This window comes from Nocardioides xinjiangensis, assembly GCF_017916455.1.
Lineage (GTDB): Bacteria > Actinomycetota > Actinomycetes > Propionibacteriales > Nocardioidaceae > Nocardioides > Nocardioides xinjiangensis.
In genome coordinates this window covers 495301-511627 of sequence record NZ_JAFMSY010000001.1, presented here as the reverse complement: position 1 = coordinate 511627, position 16327 = coordinate 495301, and the positions used below count along the sequence as shown (strand labels likewise).

Below are 16327 nucleotides of genomic sequence, written 5' to 3'. Positions count from 1 at the left end.
CGTCCATCACCAGAGAAGGGATCGTGATGAACAGACTCATCACGCAGCTGCAGGGTCGATCCCGTGCAGCCCTCGGATCCACCATGGCCATGCTCGTGGCGCTGCCCCTCGGGGCGACGCTCGGGCTCTCGGCCGCCCCGGCCGGCGCCGCCGTGCCGGACAGGCCGACGAAGGAGGCCTCCTCCTCCGAGAAGCGCCAGCCGGAGCAGGACGTCATCGGCGAGGCGACGCCCTGGACCGCACCCTCTGCGGCCGCGTCCGCGGCGGCGGCCGCGGAGGAGTCGTTCGACGCGCTCCTGTTCTCCAAGACCGCCGCGTTCCGCCACTCCAACATCGACGAGGCGACCACCGCCATCCAGGCCCTGGCGGCCGACAACAACTTCACGGTGACCGCGACGGAGGACAGCGCCGCCTTCACCGACGCGAACCTCGAGCAGTACGAGGTCGTCATCTTCCTGTCGACGACCGGCGACGTGCTCAACTCCTCCCAGCAGGCCGCCTTCGAGCGCTACATCCAGGCGGGCGGCGGCTACGCCGGCATCCACGCGGCGTCCGACACCGAGTACGACTGGCCCTGGTACGGCCAGCTCGTGGGCGCCTACTTCAACAACCACCCGCCCGGCACGCCCACCGCGACCGTGAAGGTCGAGGACCACGCCCACGCGTCCACCGCGGGCATCGCTCCGCGCTGGCAGCGCACCGACGAGTGGTACAACTTCCGCACCAATCCGGCCAACCCCCGCGAGAAGCTGCACGTGCTCGCCTCCCTCGACGAGACGACCTACACGCCCGGCAACGGCGCGATGGGTGCCGAGCACCCCATCGCCTGGTGCCAGGACTACGACGGCGGCCGGAGCTGGTACACCGGCATGGGTCACACCGAGGCGTCCTTCGTCGACCCGACCTTCCTCGAGCACGTCCTCGGTGGCATCCAGACCGCCGCGGGCGTCGTCGACTCCGACTGCAAGGCGACGCTGCCCTCGAGCTTCGAGAAGGTCGCGCTCGACGAGAACACCTCGAACCCGATGGAGCTCGACATCGCCGACGACGGCCGGGTCTTCTACATCGACCGCAACGGCGCCGTGCGCATCATCAAGCCCAACGGCAACGTGGTGACCGCCGGCACGATCCCCGTCTACACCGGCCAGGAGTTCGGCCTTCTCGGGATCGCGCTCGACCCCGACTTCGCCACCAACAACTGGGTCTACCTCTACTACTCCCCGCAGGGCACCACGCCGACCGACCGCATCGCGCGCTACACGATGTCGGGCGACACGCTGCAGCTCGGCACCGCGGTGACGATCCTCGACGTGCCGACGCAGCGCGACCAGTGCTGCCACGCGGGCGGGTCCATGGAGTTCGACAACGACGGCAACCTCTACCTCGCGACCGGTGACAACACCAACCCGTTCGACTCTGGTGGCTACACGCCCATCGACGAGCGACCGAACCGCAGCGCCTGGGACGCCCAGCGCACCTCGGCCAACACCAACAGCCTCAACGGCAAGGTCCTCCGCATCCGGCCCAAGGCCGACGGCGGCTACACCATCCCGGCCGGCAACCTCTTCGACGAGGCCACCGACACCCAGCAGAAGACCCGTCCCGAGATCTACGCCATGGGCTTCCGCAACCCGTTCCGCATCGGCCTCGACGAGCAGAACAACAACATCCTCGTCGCCGACTACGGTCCGGACGCCGGCTCCGTGAGCGCCACCCGCGGGCCCAACGGCCGCGTGGAGTGGAACGTCCTCGACGAGCCGGGCAACTACGGCTGGCCGTACTGCGTGGGCAACAACACGCCGTACAACGACTACAACTTCGCCAGCAGCACGGCCGGTGCGACGTTCGACTGCGCCGCGCCCGTCAACGACTCGCCCAACAACACGGGCCTGACCAACCTGCCCGCGGCCAAGGCCGCCACCATGTGGCAGAGCAACAACGCCTCGATCACCGGCACCCCGGAGATCGGTGCGAGCGGTGCGCCGATGACCTCGGGCACCTACAGCTACGACCCGGAGCTGGAGTCCGACCGCAAGTGGCCGGCGTACTTCGACCGCAAGGCGGTCTGGGCCGACTGGAACAACAACCGCCTGTTCACGGTGCAGATGAACCAGGACGGCACGGGCTACACCGACCTCAACCGCTTCCTGGCCCCGCTGCAGATGCGGCGCCCGCACGCGCTGCAGTTCGGTCCCGACGGTGCCCTCTACATGATCGAGTGGGGCAGCGGCTTCAACGGCGACAACACCGACTCCGGCATCTACCGGATCGACTACGTCGAGGGCAATCGTGCACCGGTCGCCCGGGCCACGGCCGACAAGACGTCGGGCCCGGCGCCGCTGACCGTCCAGTTCGACGGCGCGGCGTCCTTCGACCCCGACACCGGTGACGCGACCGGCCTCACCTACTCGTGGGACTTCGACGGCGACGGCACCGCCGACGCCGTGACCGCGAAGGGCTCCTACACCTACCCGCAGGCCGGCAACTACACCGCGCGGCTGACCGTGACGGACGTCGACGGACGCAGCGGCACGACCAACCTCTCCATCACGGTGGGCAACACCGCCCCGACGGTGAAGCTGGTCCTGCCGAGGAACGGCGGGTTCTTCGACTTCGACGACCACGTCGCGTACGAGGTCCAGGTCACCGACCCCGAGGACGGCACGATCGACTGCAGCAAGGTCGTCGTGCAGCCCGGCCTGGGCCACGACCAGCACTCGCACGACTACGAGCAGTACAACGGCTGCTCGGGCACGCTGGCGCTTCCCGGCGACACCGGCCACTCCGGCGCGAACATCTTCGGCACCATCAAGGCCACCTACACCGACAAGGGCAACGGCGTCGCCGGCGCGCTGACCGGTGTCGACGGCGTGGTCCTGCACACCAAGCACAAGGAGGTCGAGTTCTTCGACCGGACCGGTCGCACGGGCAGCAACACCACCGGGCAGGCGGGCGTCGCGACGCAGACGACCACCGACGCCGGTGGCGGCCAGAACGTGACCGGCGTCGAGACGGGTGACTGGTTCGCGTGGGACGTCATGAACCTGAGCGGCATCAGCGGCGTCACCATGCGGGCCGCGTCGACCACGGCCGGCGCCACGTTCGAGGTCCGGCAGGGCTCGCCGACCGGCACCGCGATCGGCACGCTGACGATCCCCAACACCGGCGGCGCGCAGACCTACCAGAACGTCTCCGCGACGTTCACCGGCGCGACCACCACGAGCCAGGCGCTCTACGTCGTCGCCACCACCGGTGGCGCCAACGTCAACTGGCTCGAGTTCAACGGTCGCGGCGTCACCGACAACAAGCCGCCGACCGTCGCCATCTCCGCCAGCACCACCAACGGCGAGGCGCCGCTGCCGGTGAGCTTCACCAGCACGGTGAGCGACTCGGAGAACGACGTCCCGCTGACCTACGCGTGGAAGTTCGGTGACGGCACCACCTCCACGCAGGCCAACCCGAGCCACACCTACGCCACGCCCGGCACGTACGTCGTCGAGCTCACGGTGACGGACGCGCGGGGAGCCAGGACGACCAGGACCTTGGAGGTCACGGTCAGGAGGCAGTCCGACATGTGCTTCAGCGGTCGTTCCGACGACTTCCTGGGCACCGAGCTCGACACCACCCGGTGGAACCGGAACGTCAGGGTCAACCAGGCACTGACGGTGGCCGACGGGATGCTCACCATCCCGATCACCGCGACCGACATCTACCAGGGCACCAACACCGCGCCGAACATCGTCCTGCAGGACCTGCCGGCCGGCGCCTTCGAGGTGACGACCAAGGTGACGCTGCCCGCGACGAAGGGCTACCAGCAGGGTGGCCTGATCGTCTACGGCGACGACAACAACTACCTGAAGCTGGTCTACTCGGGCCGCTCCACCGCCACCAACGGCGACAAGGCGGCCAACGTCATCCAGTTCGCCAAGGAGACCAACGGGACTGCATCGGAGTCCAACTCCGCCAACCTGGGGGCGGCCTTCCCCGACACCGTCTACCTGAGGATGTCGAGCACGGACGGCAGCACGGTGACCCCGTCGTACAGCACCGACGGCGACACCTGGCTCCCGATCACCCTGTCGAACGGCACCACCGCGGCTGCGCGCAACCTCTCGGGCATCACCGCCCCGAAGGTCGGCCTGCTGGCCCTGGGCAGCACCGCGGCCTCGGCCACGCCCGCCATCAACGCGCGGTTCGACTACTTCACCATCACCCCGGACGACACGGCCGTGCCGTGCCCCCAGCCGTGCTTCGTCGAGGACTTCAACGGCCAGTCGTTGACCTCCCCGCCGTGGACGGTCGTGCGGCCGAGCGGGAACCTCACGGTCTCCGGCGGCTCGGTGAAGATCCCGATGGAGGGCACCGACCTCTACCAGACCACGAACACCGCTCGTGACCTGGTGCTGCGGGACCTCCCGGACGGCCCGTTCGTCGCGACCACCAAGGTCAGCGCGCCGATCAACCGCCAGTACCAGTCGGCGGGGCTGCTGGTCTACGGGGACGACGACAACTACCTCAAGCACGTCTTCCAGGGACGCAGCGCGGACCCGAACGCGGCGTCCAACATCGTCCAGACGGCGCGGGAGACCGCAGGCACCGCCGTCGAGACCAACACGCCCGGGCTGGGAGCCACCTTCCCCAGCACGGTCTGGCTGAGGCTGACGAGCGAGGACGGCGAGCAGGTCCTCGGCAGCTACAGCACCGATGGCCAGACGTGGACGACCATGTCGGGCGGCTACAGCCTGGCCGGCATCGCGAACCCGCGGATCGGCCTGCTGTCCGCCGCCAACCAGGCAGCCGGGGCCGGCATCACCGCCAGCTTCGACTTCTTCACCCTCGGTGAGGACGACACCTGCGAGCCCGGTGGCGGTCCCACCGACACCACGGCGCCGACGACGACGCTCAGCATCCCGGGTGCCACCGGCCAGGCCGGCTGGTACACCACGCGTCCGTCGTTCACGCTCGCGGCCGCCGACGAGACCGGCGGGTCGGGCGTCGCCTCGACCGAGTACCGGATCGCCGGAGGTGCCTGGACGCCCTACACCGCGGCCGTGCCGGTCACGGGTGAGGGCGAGCGCCTGGTCGAGTACCGCTCGACCGACGCAGCCGGCAACACCGAGGCGACGAAGTCGCTCACGGTGAAGATCGACACGGTCGCCCCGACCGCGACGATCACCGTCCCCTCGGCCACGGGCCAGGACGGGTGGCACACCACGCGTCCGTCGGTCACGCTGGCGGCGGCCGACGGTGCGGCCGGGTCGGGCGTCGCCGCGATCGAGTACCGCATCGGCGCAGGCGCATGGACGCCGTACACCCTCGCGGTCCCCGTCACCGGTGAGGGCGAGCGCCTGGTCGAGTACCGCTCGACCGACGCAGCGGGCAACGTCGAGACCACGCGGTCGCAGACCGTCAAGGTCGACACGGCGCCGCCCGTCGTCACCACCGCGGAGACCGGCAGCACCACCAAGACGGTCACGCTGACCGCCACCGACGCCACCTCGGGCGTGGCGGGCATCGAGTACCGCATCGGCGACGACGCGTCGTGGAGCGACTACGCCACGCCGCTCGTGCTCGACGAGCCGGGGACGCACCTCGTCCGCTACCGCGCCGCCGACGAGGCGGGCAACACCGTGGGCGGCCAGCTCGAGGTCGTGGTCAGCGAGCCGGGCGAGCCCGTCGAGCCGGCCAAGCCGACGGTCAGCCTGACCACGGCTCCCGCCGCGGCCAACGGCCGGGCCGGGTGGTTCACCGGTCCGGTCACCGTCTCCCTCGCGGGGTCGGGCGGCCAGGGCGAGGTCGGCCTGGAGTACCGCATCGGCGGCAACGGTGCCTGGACGGCGTACACCGCGCCGTTCACGGTCAGCACCGACGGTGTCACGCTCGTCCAGGCGCGGGCCACCGACGCGGCCGGCACCACGTCGGCGGTCGGCACGCTCCCCGTGAAGATCGACGCCACGGCACCGACGGTCGCCGTCAGCGGCCTCGCCGACGGGGCAACGTTCGACGCGGCGGCGGTGCGGACGGCGGTCGTCACCCTCGGTGACGCCACGTCCGGGACGGCGGAGAGCGTCGTGCGGCTCGACGGCGCGGTGGTCGGCTCGCCGGCCCGCCTCGACGCGATGTCGCTCGGCGCCGGTACGCACCGGCTGGAGGTGGCCGTCCTCGACGAGGCCGGCAACCAGACGACGCGCACCCTCACCTTCACGGTGGTCGCGTCCTTCGGCTCCGGCAAGCGCCTCGTCGACAGGCTCGACGACGAGGGCTCGGTCGGCCCGAGGCTGGCGAAGAAGCTCAAGAAGGAGCTGAGGATCGCCAGGAAGGCCGGTTCGCAGAAGGCCGTCAAGGCGCTCAAGCGCTTCGAGAGGCTGGCGAAGCGTGTGGAGGACGAAGAAGCACGCACCGCCCTCCAGCACCTGGCGCGCGCCATGAAGGCGCAGCTCTAGGCGCGGGGCGAGGAACGTCCGCAGTGATGGACCCGGCCGCGTGGCACCGCGAGGTGCCGCACCCGACCGTGACGCAGGTTCGGCCCTGGGTCACGGGAGGGGGGCCGGGTCCACCGCCCGGGCGCCGGGCGGCACCGCGAGGTGCCGCCCACGCGGCCGGTGGCGGGACAGCGCGCTCCGTCCCGGCACCGGCCGCACCCGCCGGCACGACCCACCGCACCAGGCCGCACGATCCGCACCACCCAGCACCAGCAACGCCAGCAGCACCCAGCACCCAGCACCACCCCTCCACCCCACCGAGAGACTCAGGAGCACCGATGACCCGCCCGATCACCCTGTTCACCGGCCAGTGGGCCGACCTGCCGTTCGAGGAGGTGTGCCGGCTCGCATCGGGCTGGGGCTACGACGGCCTCGAGCTCGCCTGCTGGGGTGACCACTTCGACCCGTGGGCGGCCGTCGAGGACGACTCCTACGTCCCGGCGAAGCTCGAGATGCTGCAGAAGCACGACCTCCAGGTGTTCGCGATCAGCAACCACCTCAAGGGTCAGGCCGTCTGCGACGACCCGATCGACGAGCGCCACCGCGGCATCCTGCCCGACAGGATCTGGGGCGACGGCGACGCCGAGGGCGTGCGCCGGCGTGCGGCCGAGGAGATGAAGACGACCGCCCGGGCGGCGCGCAGGCTCGGCGTCGACGTCGTCGTCGGCTTCACCGGATCCTCGATCTGGAAGTACGTCGCGATGTTCCCGCCGGCCTCGCAGGACCTCGTCGACGCGGGCTACCAGGACTTCGCCGACCGCTGGAACCCCATCCTCGACGTGTTCGACAGCGAGGGCGTGCGGTTCGCCCACGAGGTGCACCCGTCCGAGATCGCCTACGACTACTGGACGACGGTCGCGGCGCTGGAGGCGATCGGGCACCGCGAGGCCTTCGGCCTCAACTGGGACCCCTCCCACTTCGTCTGGCAGGACCTCGACCCCGTCGGCTTCCTCTGGGACTTCAAGGACCGCATCTACCACGTCGACTGCAAGGACGCGAAGAAGCAGGTCGGCAACGGCCGCAACGGCCGGATGGGCTCGCACCTGGCGTGGGCCGACCCGCGCCGGGGCTGGGACTTCGTGTCCACCGGGCACGGCGACGTCCCGTGGGAGGCGTCGTTCCGGATGCTCAACACGATCGGCTACGACGGCCCCATCTCGGTGGAGTGGGAGGACGCCGGCATGGACCGCCTCGTCGGGGCGCCCGAGGCGCTCGAGTTCGTCCGCCGGCTCGCCTTCGACGCCCCGTCCGCCGCCTTCGACGCCGCCTTCTCGACGCAGTCCTGAGGCGACGACGATGCCCACCCGTCCCGGCGCCGGGGCCGCTGCCCTCGCGGTGCTCGCCGCGCTCGCGGTGCCGCTCGGGTGGGCACCGGTCGCCCCGGCGTCCGCGCACGACGAGCTGCTCACCTCCGACCCGTCGCAGTCCGGTGTCGTCGACGTCCTCCCGTCACGGGCGGTCCTCACCTTCACCGGCCCGGTGAGCGAGGTGCACGACGTGAGCGTCACCGGACCCGACGGCAGCGTCGTCAACGGCGAGCCGACGTCGGTCGGGCCGGAGGTGCGCCAGAACCTCTGGGCCGGCCCCGACGGCGCCTACACCATGACCTACGAGGTCGTCTCGGCCGACGGGCACGAGATCACCGGCGAGGTCCAGTTCCAGGTGGGTGCGGGCGCCGAGCCAGGGGTGGACGAGGCGTCCGCACCCACCTCCGCCGAGGCCGGCGGGGACGACGGGCTCGGCGGCGTGCTGCTGCCGGGCGCCGTCGTCCTCGCGGGCGGTGCCGTCGCCCTCGTGCTGTGGCACCGGCGCCGTGCCCTCACCGGCTCCTGAGCCGGTCAGGACGCCGGCTTCACCGCCAGCACCGCGCACTCCGCGCCGAGCAGCACGCGCTGCGCCACGCTGCCCATGAGCAGCTTGCCGACGGGGGAGCGGCGGCGCAGGCCGATCACGATGAGGTCGGCGCCCACGTCGGCAGCCACCTCGAGGACCTGGTCGCCGACGTCGGCGCCCATCGAGCGGCGTACGTCGACGTCCACCCCGCTGTCGGCCAGCTCGCCGGCCAGACGGGCCAGCTGGTCCTCGTCGGCGTACCGCTCGTCGACGAGCGCGTCGCCGCGCGTCGCGTTGACCACCACGACGCGGCCCGCGCGCAACCGCGCCTCCTCGGTGCCGCGCGCCAGCGCGGCCGCCCCGAACTCGTCGGGCGTCCAGCCCACCACGATCGTCGTCACCCGGTCGTTCATCGCACCTTCTCCTCGTCGTCGGCGTTCCCGGCGATGCCCTCGTCCACGGCCACCGCGGCCGGTGCAGGACGCACCCGGCGGACCACCAGCGGCGCGACCACGGCGACCGCCACGACCACGTAGATCACCACCGCGAGCGGCTCGCTCCACAGCGCGGACACCTCCCCGCCGGAGATGGCCATCGCCTCGCGAAGCCGGTACTCCATGAGCGGCCCCAGGATCACCCCGAGGATCAGCGGCAGGACGGGCAGCCCGAACCGCCGCATCAGGAGCCCGAGCAGCCCGAGGAGCAGGAGCAGGAACAGGTCGAACGCCTGCAGGTTGGCCGCGTAGGCGCCGAGCGCGGCGAAGAACAGGATGCCGGCGTAGAGCTGCGGCCGCGGGATCTGGAGGAGCCTCGCCCACACCGGTGCCAGCGGCAGGTTGAGCACCAGCAGCAGCACGTTGCCGATGAGCAGGCTGGCCAGGAGGGCCCAGACCAGCTCGGGCTGGTCGGTCATGAGGCCGGGACCCGGCTCGATGCCGTAGCCCTGGAGGGCGGCGAGCATCACCGCGGAGGTCGCGGTGACCGGCAGCCCGAGTGCGAGCAGCGGCACGAACGTGCCGGCGGCGGAGGCGTTGTTGGCCGCCTCCGGACCGGCGACGCCCTCGATGGCGCCCCGCCCGAACTCGTCGCGGCCCTTGCGGGCGGCGATCCGCTTCTCCGTGACGTAGGAGAGGAACGTCGGGATCTCCGCGCCACCGGCGGGCAGCGCCCCGAACGGGAAGCCGTAGGCGGTGCCGCGCAGCCACGGGCCCCACGACCGCCTGACGTCGTCGCCGCTCATCCACGGTCGACCGACCGGGACCACGTGCGCCGGGGTGCGGCGCAGGTGCGCCGCCACCCACAGCGCCTCGCCGAGGGCGAAGATGCCGACCGCGACCACGACGACGTCGATCCGCTCCGCCAGCAGCGGCTGGTCGAAGCTCAGCCGGGTCTGGCCGGTGTTGAGGTCGAGGCCGACCAGGCCGATCGTCAGGCCGAGGAAGAGGGCGATGAAGCCGCGCAGCGGCGAGCCCCCGAGCACGCTCGTCACCATGATCATCGCGAGCACCATCAGCGCGAAGTAGGAGGGAGCGCCGATCTCCACGGCCACCGACGCGAGCGCGGGGGCGAAGAGCACGACCAGCAGCGTGCCGACCGTGCCGGCGACGAAGGAGCCGATCGCAGCGGTGGCGAGCGCCTGGGCGGCTCGTCCCCCGCGGGCCATCAGGTTGCCCTCGAGCGCGGTCATCACCGACGCCGACTCGCCGGGGGTGTTCAGCAGGATCGCGGTCGTCGACCCGCCGTACATGCCGCCGTAGTAGATGCCGGCGAACATGATGAACGCCGAGATCGGCTCGAGGCCGTAGGTCACGGGCAGCAGCAGCGCGACCGCCATGGCCGGGCCGATGCCGGGGAGGACGCCGACGAAGGTGCCCAGCAGCACGCCGATGACGGCGTACAGCAGGTTCTCCGGGGTGAGGACGGCACCGAAGCCGTCCGCGAGCAGGCCGAGGTTGTCCATCACAGCACCCCGTCCAGGATCCCGGCCGGGAGGATGACGCCCAGGCCCTCGTGGAAGAAGTACCAGCTGGCGACCGACAGCACGAGGCCGACGATCACGTCGCGCACCAGGGTGCGGCTGCCCAGCGACCACGCCGAGCCGACGAAGAGCAGTGCGCCGCTGACGGCCCACCCGAGGAACGAGATCGTCAGCACGGTGAAGAGCAGCACGCCGACCAGCTTGAGGACGGTGACCCAGTCGGCGGGCTGGCGCAGGTCGACGTCCTCGCCGCCCTCGCCCTCGGGCACGTCGCCGCGGAGGGTGGCGAGCACGAGCAGCAGGCCGAGGACGACCGTCACGGCGCCGATGACGTAGGGGAACAGGCGCGGTCCGACGGGGTCGCCGAACCCGACCCGGAGGGTCGTCGCGTCGTAGAGGGTGTAGCCGCCGACCACGACCAGGAGCGCGGCGAGGCCGAGCTGGGCCAGGTCGCGGTCGGGACCGTCGGTGGTCCCGGGCGCAGCCGGGGTCGTGGGGGTGTCCAGTGGTGTGCTCACAGCAGGTCCAGCTCCTCGAGGGTGGTGGCGACGCGCTCGTCCTGCTCCTGGAGGAACGCGGTGAACTCGTCGCCGGTCTTGAACTCGTCGATCCAGCCGTTGTCCTCGAGGGCCTGCTGCCACTCGGGTGTGTCGTGCATCTCCTCGAGCATCGAGATGAGCTCGTCGCGGCGCTCCTCGCTGATGCCGGGGGGCGCGAAGATCCCGCGCCAGTTGGTGAACACGAGGTCGATGCCCGACTCCTGCAGGGTGGGGGCCTCGCGGACGCCCTCGCCCTCGAGCCGCTCCTCGCCGGAGACGGCGAGCAGGCGCAGCCTGCCCTCCGACAGCGGTCCCTCGAACTCGCCGACACCGGAGAACCCGACGTCGATCTTGCCGCCGAGCAGGGCGGTGGTCAGCGGGCCGCCCCCGTCGTACGGCACGTAGCGCACGTCGCGGGCGTCGATGTCGAGGGCGGTGGCGAGCTGCATCGGGAAGAGGTGGTCGGGGCCGCCGGGGGAGGAGCCGCCGCCGACGACGATCGAGCCGGGGTCGTCCTGCCAGGCGGCCGCCAGGTCCCCGATCGTCTCGTAGGGCGAGTCCGCGGGGACGAGCACGCCCTCCTGGTCCTCGATCACCTGGGCGATCGGCGTCGCGTCCTGGAGCTTGTGGGGAGCGCCGAAGGAGTAGAGCGACCCGACCACGCCGAGGCCCGCGGTCATCATGGTGCGCTCGTCGCCCTCGGCGTTCATCAGCCGGGTCATGGCGACCGAGCCGCCGGCGCCGATCACGTTGGTCACCTCGAACGACCCGCCGGTGATGTCCGACTCCTCCATCACCGCGATCGCGGTGCGCCCGGTCGTGTCGTAGCCGCCCCCCGGGCTGTTCGGGATCAGCATCGTCATGTCGTCGCTCTGCGGGCCTCGGGTGACCCCGCACCCCGTCGCGAGCAGCAGCGCGCCGGCGAGGGCCACGACGGTGGCCACCGGCCGACTCGTCCTGGGACGCAGCATGTGCACTCCGATCTCTGTCAGTGTCTCCCGCGTCCCCACGGTCGTCGTGGGTCCGCGCGGCCGGCGCCGACGCGACCGACCCCCACGATGGTGGAGACTTCCTGTGGCGCCCGTCACGCTTGGGTAAGCAATGGAGGTTGTGGAACTTGTGGTCACGCTCGCGGTGGTGGCCGGCGACGCTCGCCGGCCAGTTCCTGGTGCTGCAGCTCTCGGTGCTCCTCGCCGTGGTCGCGGTGGCGAGCGTGGTGTCGGTGCAGCAGAGCGACGCCGACTTCCGCGAGACGAGAGGCGCCCGGCTGCGGGCCGAGGCCGAGTCGATGGCCAACATCCGGCTCGTGCGCAAGGCCTACATCCGCGACGACGTCGTCGGCAACCGCGTGTCGCTGACGTCGTACACCCAGCGCGTGCGCAACAACCTCCAGGCCAGCGGGGTCTACCTCACGGACCCCACCGGGGTGGTGCAGGTGAGCAGCGACTTCGTCGGTCGCGGGCAGCGGGTCGACCTCGGTTCGAGCACGGTGCAGCAGGGGCGGCCGTGGACCGGTGACGTCGACGACTTCGGCGAGCGTGCCATCGCCGCGCACGTGCCGGTGCTCGACAACGAGGGCGACCTCGTCGGCATCTCCGTCGTCACCCAGTCCTACCCGTCGTTGGCCGAGCGGGCCCGGGGCGTGCTGCCCGACCTGCTCACCTTCGCCGGGCTGGGGCTGGGCCTCGGAGCGGCGGGCTCCTTCCTGCTCTCGCGCCTGATCCGCCGGCGTACGCGCGGGCTGGAGCCGGCGGCCATTGCCGCCCTCGCCGACCAGCGCGAGGCCCTGCTGCACTCGATCCGCGAAGGAGTGGTGGCCGTCGCCGAGGACGGCACGGTCACGGTGCTCAGCGACAGTGCCCGCGAGCTGATCGGCCTCGAGCCGGGTCCGGCGGGGGACGTCGTGGGCCGGAACGTGGACGAGCTCGACCTCGACGCGGCCGTCCGCGACCTCCTCGCCGACGACGCGGAGATCCGCGACCACGTCGTGGTGCTGGCCGATCGCGTGCTGGTCGTCAACCGCAACCCGGTCGTCGAGGGCAGCCGGAGGGTGGCCTCGGTCACCACCCTGCGCGACCGCACCGAGCTGCTCGCCCTGCAGAGCGAGCTGAGCGCGCGCGAGTCGATCACCAACACGCTGCGCGCCCAGACCCACGAGTTCCACAACCAGCTCCACACGATCTCCGGCCTGGTGCAGCTCGGCGAGTACGACGAGGTGTCGCGGCTCGTGGGCACGCTCAGCCGGCGCCGGGCGGAGATCTCCGACGCGGTCACCGCTCGGGTCGAGGACCCGGCGGTCGCGGCCCTGCTCATCGCGAAGACCAGCCTCGCCTCCGAGCGTGGCGTGGAGCTGCGGGTGAGCGACGGGAGCGACCTGCCGCGCCTGGACCCCGAGTCGTCCACCGACGTGGGCACGGTGCTCGGCAACCTCGTCGACAACGCCGTCGACGCGTCGGTGTCCGTCGGCGGCACCGGCGTCGAGGTCGAGCTCGGGCTCGACGACGGCGCCGTGCGACTCGCCGTCGCCGACACCGGGCCGGGCGTGCCGAGCGAGGTCCTGAGCGAGATCTTCCGCCGGGGCTGGAGCTCGAAGGCGCCGACCGTGGAGGGCCGGGGTGTCGGGCTGGCCCTGGTGCAGGTCGTCTGCGAGCGTCGGGGCGGCGAGGTGGTGGTGCGTGCCGGGGCCGACGACACGGGCGCCGTGTTCGAGGCCCGGTTGCCAGGGGTGGAGGTCGGATGAGCGAGGTCACGGTCCTCGTCGTCGACGACGACTTCATGGTGGCGCGCATCCACACCCAGTTCGTCGAGCGGACCCAGGGCTTCCGCGTGGTCGGCGTGGCCAGCAGCGGGCGCGCTGCGCTGGACGACGTCGCGCGGCTGCGTCCCGACCTGGTGCTGCTCGACGTGCACCTGCCCGACATCTCCGGCATCGACGTGCTGCGCCGGCTGCGGGCCGACGGCGACGACGTCGGCGTCCTGGTGGTCACGGCCGCGCGCGAGGCCGACACCGTGCGCGCCGCGGCCTCCGGAGGAGCGGTGCACTACCTCGTCAAGCCCTTCGACTACGACGACCTGCGCGTGCGGCTGGAGTCGTTCCGCGCCGCGCACCAGGCGCACCAGGCCCTGTCCGGGTCGCCCGCTCCGGGCCAGCAGGACATCGACGCCGTCTTCGGCGCGACCCCCGCCCCGGCGACGGTCGCGGCGCTGCCCAAGGGGCTGAGCCCGCAGACCGCAGACGCCGTGGCGGCGGCACTGACGCAGGCCGGTGAGCTCTCGGCGGCCGAGTGCGCCGACCTCGTCGGCATCTCGCGGGTCTCGGCACGGCGCTACCTCGAGCACTTCGTGGCGGTCGGACTGGTCTCGGTGCGGCTGCAGTACGGCGGCGGCGGAAGGCCGGAGCGGCGCTACCGGCGGGCCGCCTGAGGGGCGCCCTGCTCGTCGCCGCCGTGTCCGTTTTCCGCTGGTACGGAGTCGTGGCGCGCCCCAGACTGGTGCCATGACACCGACTGGGCACCTCGACGCCGACGCCTGCTACCGGGCCGTGCAGAGTCGGGACCGCCGCTTCGACGGCGTCTTCTACACCGCGGTGCGCACGACCGGGATCTACTGCCGGCCCTCCTGCCCCGCGCGTACCCCGGCCGCCGGCAACGTGACCTTCCACGCCACCGCGGCCAGCGCCCACGCCGCCGGCTACCGCGCCTGCAAGCGGTGCCTGCCCGACGCCACCCCGGGCAGCCCCGAGTGGGACGTCGCGGCCGACGTCGCCGGACGCGCGATGCGGCTGATCTCCGACGGCCTCGTCGACCGGGAGGGCGTGGCCGGACTGGCGCGCCGGGTGGGCTACACGCCGCGGCACCTCGGCCGCCTGCTCGTGCGTGAGCTCGGTGCCACGCCCCTCTCCCTGGCCCGCGCCCGCCGCGCCCAGAGCGCGCGGGTGCTGATCGAGACGACCGACCTGCCGCTGACCGACGTGGCCTTCGCGGCCGGGTTCGCCAGCGTGCGCCAGTTCAACGAGACGTTGCGCGAGATCTACGCAGCCTCCCCGACCGAGCTCCGCGGCCACCGGGCCGGTGTGCGCAGCGCGGGCGTGGTGACGATGCGGCTCCCGGTGCGGACGCCGTTCGCCGGTCGGCGGATGCTCGACTTCCTGGCCCACCACCTCGTCGCGGGCGTCGAGGCGGCCGGTCCGGGCTGGTACGCACGCACCCTCGACCTGCCGCACGCCCCCGGCACCGTGCGCCTCCACCTCTCCGACCTGCCCGCCGGGCAGCCGGCCGACCGATACGGCGGCGGCACGGGCGCCGTCACCGCGGAGTTCCGGCTCGGGGACCTGCGCGACACCGCCGCCGCGAGCGAGCGCGTGCGCCGCCTGCTCGACGCCGACTGCGATCCCGTCGCCGTCGACGGGCACCTCGGCGCCGACCCGGCGCTCGCCCACCTGGTCCGGGCCACTCCCGGCCTGCGGGTGCCCGGCCAGGTCGACGGGGACGAGACGGCGATCCGCACGGTCATCGGCCAGCAGGTGAGCGTCGCCGGGGCCCGCACCGTCGCGGGCCGGCTGGTGGCCGAGCACGGCCGGCGGGTGACGACCGACGTCCCGGGCCTCACCCACCTGTTCCCGGACGCCGCCTCCCTCGCCGCCGCCGACCCCGGCCGGCTCCCGATGCCGCGGGCGCGCGGTCGTGCCCTCGTGGGTCTCGCGGCCGCCCTCGCCGACGGGACGGTCCTGCTCGACCGGGGACCGGACCGCGACGACGTACGACGTGCGCTGCTCGCGCTGCCCGGGATCGGACCGTGGACCGCCGACTACGTCGCGATGCGGGCGCTCGGGCATCCTGACGTCTTCCTGCCGACCGACCTGGCGGTCCGCCGGGTGCTGGCCGGCCTCGGCGGCGACGCCGATCCCGACCGGTGGCGCCCGTGGCGGTCCTACGCACTGATGCACCTCTGGAACACCCTGATGCCCCCCACCCCCGCGACGGAGGAGAACTGACATGTGGACCGTGATGCCCTCGCCGGTCGGCGACCTGCGCATCGTGGAGCGGGACGGCGCGATCGTGGCGATCGAGTTCTCCCCGTTCCGCCCGCCGGTGGACGGCCGGCCGCTCGGCGCGCGCACCGACGACGACCCGGTGCTGGTCGAGGCGGTGCGCCAGCTGACGGCGTACTTCGCCCGGGAGCGCACCGGCTTCGAGCTGCCGCTGGCGCCGGTCGGCACCGACTTCCAGCGACGGGTGTGGACCCAGCTGGCGACCATCGGCTACGGGGAGACCGCGTCCTACGGCGAGATCGCCGGCCGCCTCGGGATGACCAACGCCGCCTCACGCGCGGTCGGGCTGGCCAACGGCCGCAACCCGATCCCGATCGTCGTGCCGTGCCACCGCGTCATCGGCGCCAACGGCACGCTGACCGGGTACGCCGGCGGGCTGCAGCGCAAGCAACAGCTGCTCGAGCTCGAGCAGGACGCCCTCTTCTGAGACGCGGCCCGCAGCCGC

At 72.3% G+C, this 16327-nt stretch carries 11 protein-coding genes; 7 read left to right on the top strand and 4 right to left on the bottom strand.

The annotated features are described in order from the left end of the window. The first annotated feature begins 26 nt into the window (after positions 1–26). From J3P38_RS17535 to J3P38_RS02445, 3 genes are all read left to right on the top strand, one after another. Complete coding sequence (locus J3P38_RS17535) at positions 27–6443, top strand: ThuA domain-containing protein (protein ID WP_246855730.1); 6417 nt, start codon at positions 27–29, stop codon at positions 6441–6443. A 317-nt stretch (positions 6444–6760) separates the two neighbouring features. Continuing rightward, positions 6761–7768, top strand: a complete 1008-nt coding sequence (locus J3P38_RS02450) for a sugar phosphate isomerase/epimerase family protein (RefSeq protein ID WP_210502570.1) — start codon at positions 6761–6763, stop codon at positions 7766–7768. Between the two features lie 10 nt (positions 7769–7778). Beyond that, positions 7779–8315, top strand: a complete 537-nt coding sequence (locus J3P38_RS02445; RefSeq protein ID WP_210502569.1) for a copper resistance CopC family protein — start codon at positions 7779–7781, stop codon at positions 8313–8315. A gap of 5 nt (positions 8316–8320) precedes the next feature. Here the strand turns inward: J3P38_RS02445 and J3P38_RS02440 are convergent, their stop codons facing one another. The 4 genes from J3P38_RS02440 to J3P38_RS02425 are packed head-to-tail and all read right to left on the bottom strand — an operon-like array spanning position 8321 to position 11776. Next, the gene (locus J3P38_RS02440; RefSeq protein WP_210438275.1) at positions 8321–8728 is read right to left on the bottom strand and encodes a universal stress protein; all 408 of its coding nucleotides are present in this window, start codon (positions 8726–8728) and stop codon (positions 8321–8323) included. After that, the gene (locus tag J3P38_RS02435) at positions 8725–10275 is read right to left on the bottom strand and encodes a tripartite tricarboxylate transporter permease (protein WP_210502568.1); all 1551 of its coding nucleotides are present in this window, start codon (positions 10273–10275) and stop codon (positions 8725–8727) included. The genes J3P38_RS02440 and J3P38_RS02435 overlap by 4 nt, the downstream gene beginning before the upstream one ends. Further along, a complete protein-coding gene (locus J3P38_RS02430; protein WP_307807663.1) occupies positions 10275–10811 on the bottom strand; it encodes a tripartite tricarboxylate transporter TctB family protein in 537 nt (178 codons plus the stop codon). Before J3P38_RS02430 ends, J3P38_RS02435 begins: the two co-directional genes overlap by 1 nt. Further along, a complete protein-coding gene (locus J3P38_RS02425; protein WP_307807661.1) occupies positions 10808–11776 on the bottom strand; it encodes a Bug family tripartite tricarboxylate transporter substrate binding protein in 969 nt (322 codons plus the stop codon). Before J3P38_RS02425 ends, J3P38_RS02430 begins: the two co-directional genes overlap by 4 nt. 173 nt (positions 11777–11949) lie before the next feature. Between J3P38_RS02425 and J3P38_RS02420 the strand changes: the two genes are divergently transcribed. The 4 genes from J3P38_RS02420 to J3P38_RS02405 all read left to right on the top strand — a co-directional run bounded on the left by J3P38_RS02420 (position 11950) and on the right by J3P38_RS02405 (position 16309). Next, the gene (locus J3P38_RS02420; RefSeq protein ID WP_210502566.1) at positions 11950–13572 is read left to right on the top strand and encodes a sensor histidine kinase; all 1623 of its coding nucleotides are present in this window, start codon (positions 11950–11952) and stop codon (positions 13570–13572) included. Continuing rightward, the gene (locus J3P38_RS02415) at positions 13569–14255 is read left to right on the top strand and encodes a response regulator (protein ID WP_210502565.1); all 687 of its coding nucleotides are present in this window, start codon (positions 13569–13571) and stop codon (positions 14253–14255) included. Before J3P38_RS02420 ends, J3P38_RS02415 begins: the two co-directional genes overlap by 4 nt. 73 nt (positions 14256–14328) lie before the next feature. Beyond that, the gene (locus J3P38_RS02410) at positions 14329–15825 is read left to right on the top strand and encodes an AlkA N-terminal domain-containing protein (RefSeq protein ID WP_210502564.1); all 1497 of its coding nucleotides are present in this window, start codon (positions 14329–14331) and stop codon (positions 15823–15825) included. Position 15826: 1 nt separating this feature from the next. After that, the gene (locus tag J3P38_RS02405; RefSeq protein WP_210502563.1) at positions 15827–16309 is read left to right on the top strand and encodes a methylated-DNA--[protein]-cysteine S-methyltransferase; all 483 of its coding nucleotides are present in this window, start codon (positions 15827–15829) and stop codon (positions 16307–16309) included. Positions 16310–16327: the final 18 nt, after the last annotated feature.

Bases quoted from the DNA above. Each gene is read 5' to 3' on its own strand.
- J3P38_RS02450 (WP_210502570.1), top strand. From the start codon at position 6,761: ATGACCCGCCCGATCACCCTGTTCACCGGCCAGTGGGCCGACCTGCCG.
- J3P38_RS02445 (WP_210502569.1), top strand. From the start codon at position 7,779: ATGCCCACCCGTCCCGGCGCCGGGGCCGCTGCCCTCGCGGTGCTCGCC.
- J3P38_RS02405 (WP_210502563.1), top strand. From the start codon at position 15,827: ATGTGGACCGTGATGCCCTCGCCGGTCGGCGACCTGCGCATCGTGGAG.
- J3P38_RS02435 (WP_210502568.1), bottom strand. From the start codon at position 10,275: ATGGACAACCTCGGCCTGCTCGCGGACGGCTTCGGTGCCGTCCTCACC.
- J3P38_RS02415 (WP_210502565.1), top strand. From the start codon at position 13,569: ATGAGCGAGGTCACGGTCCTCGTCGTCGACGACGACTTCATGGTGGCG.
- J3P38_RS02440 (WP_210438275.1), bottom strand. From the start codon at position 8,728: ATGAACGACCGGGTGACGACGATCGTGGTGGGCTGGACGCCCGACGAG.
- J3P38_RS17535 (WP_246855730.1), top strand. From the start codon at position 27: ATGAACAGACTCATCACGCAGCTGCAGGGTCGATCCCGTGCAGCCCTC.
- J3P38_RS02410 (WP_210502564.1), top strand. From the start codon at position 14,329: ATGACACCGACTGGGCACCTCGACGCCGACGCCTGCTACCGGGCCGTG.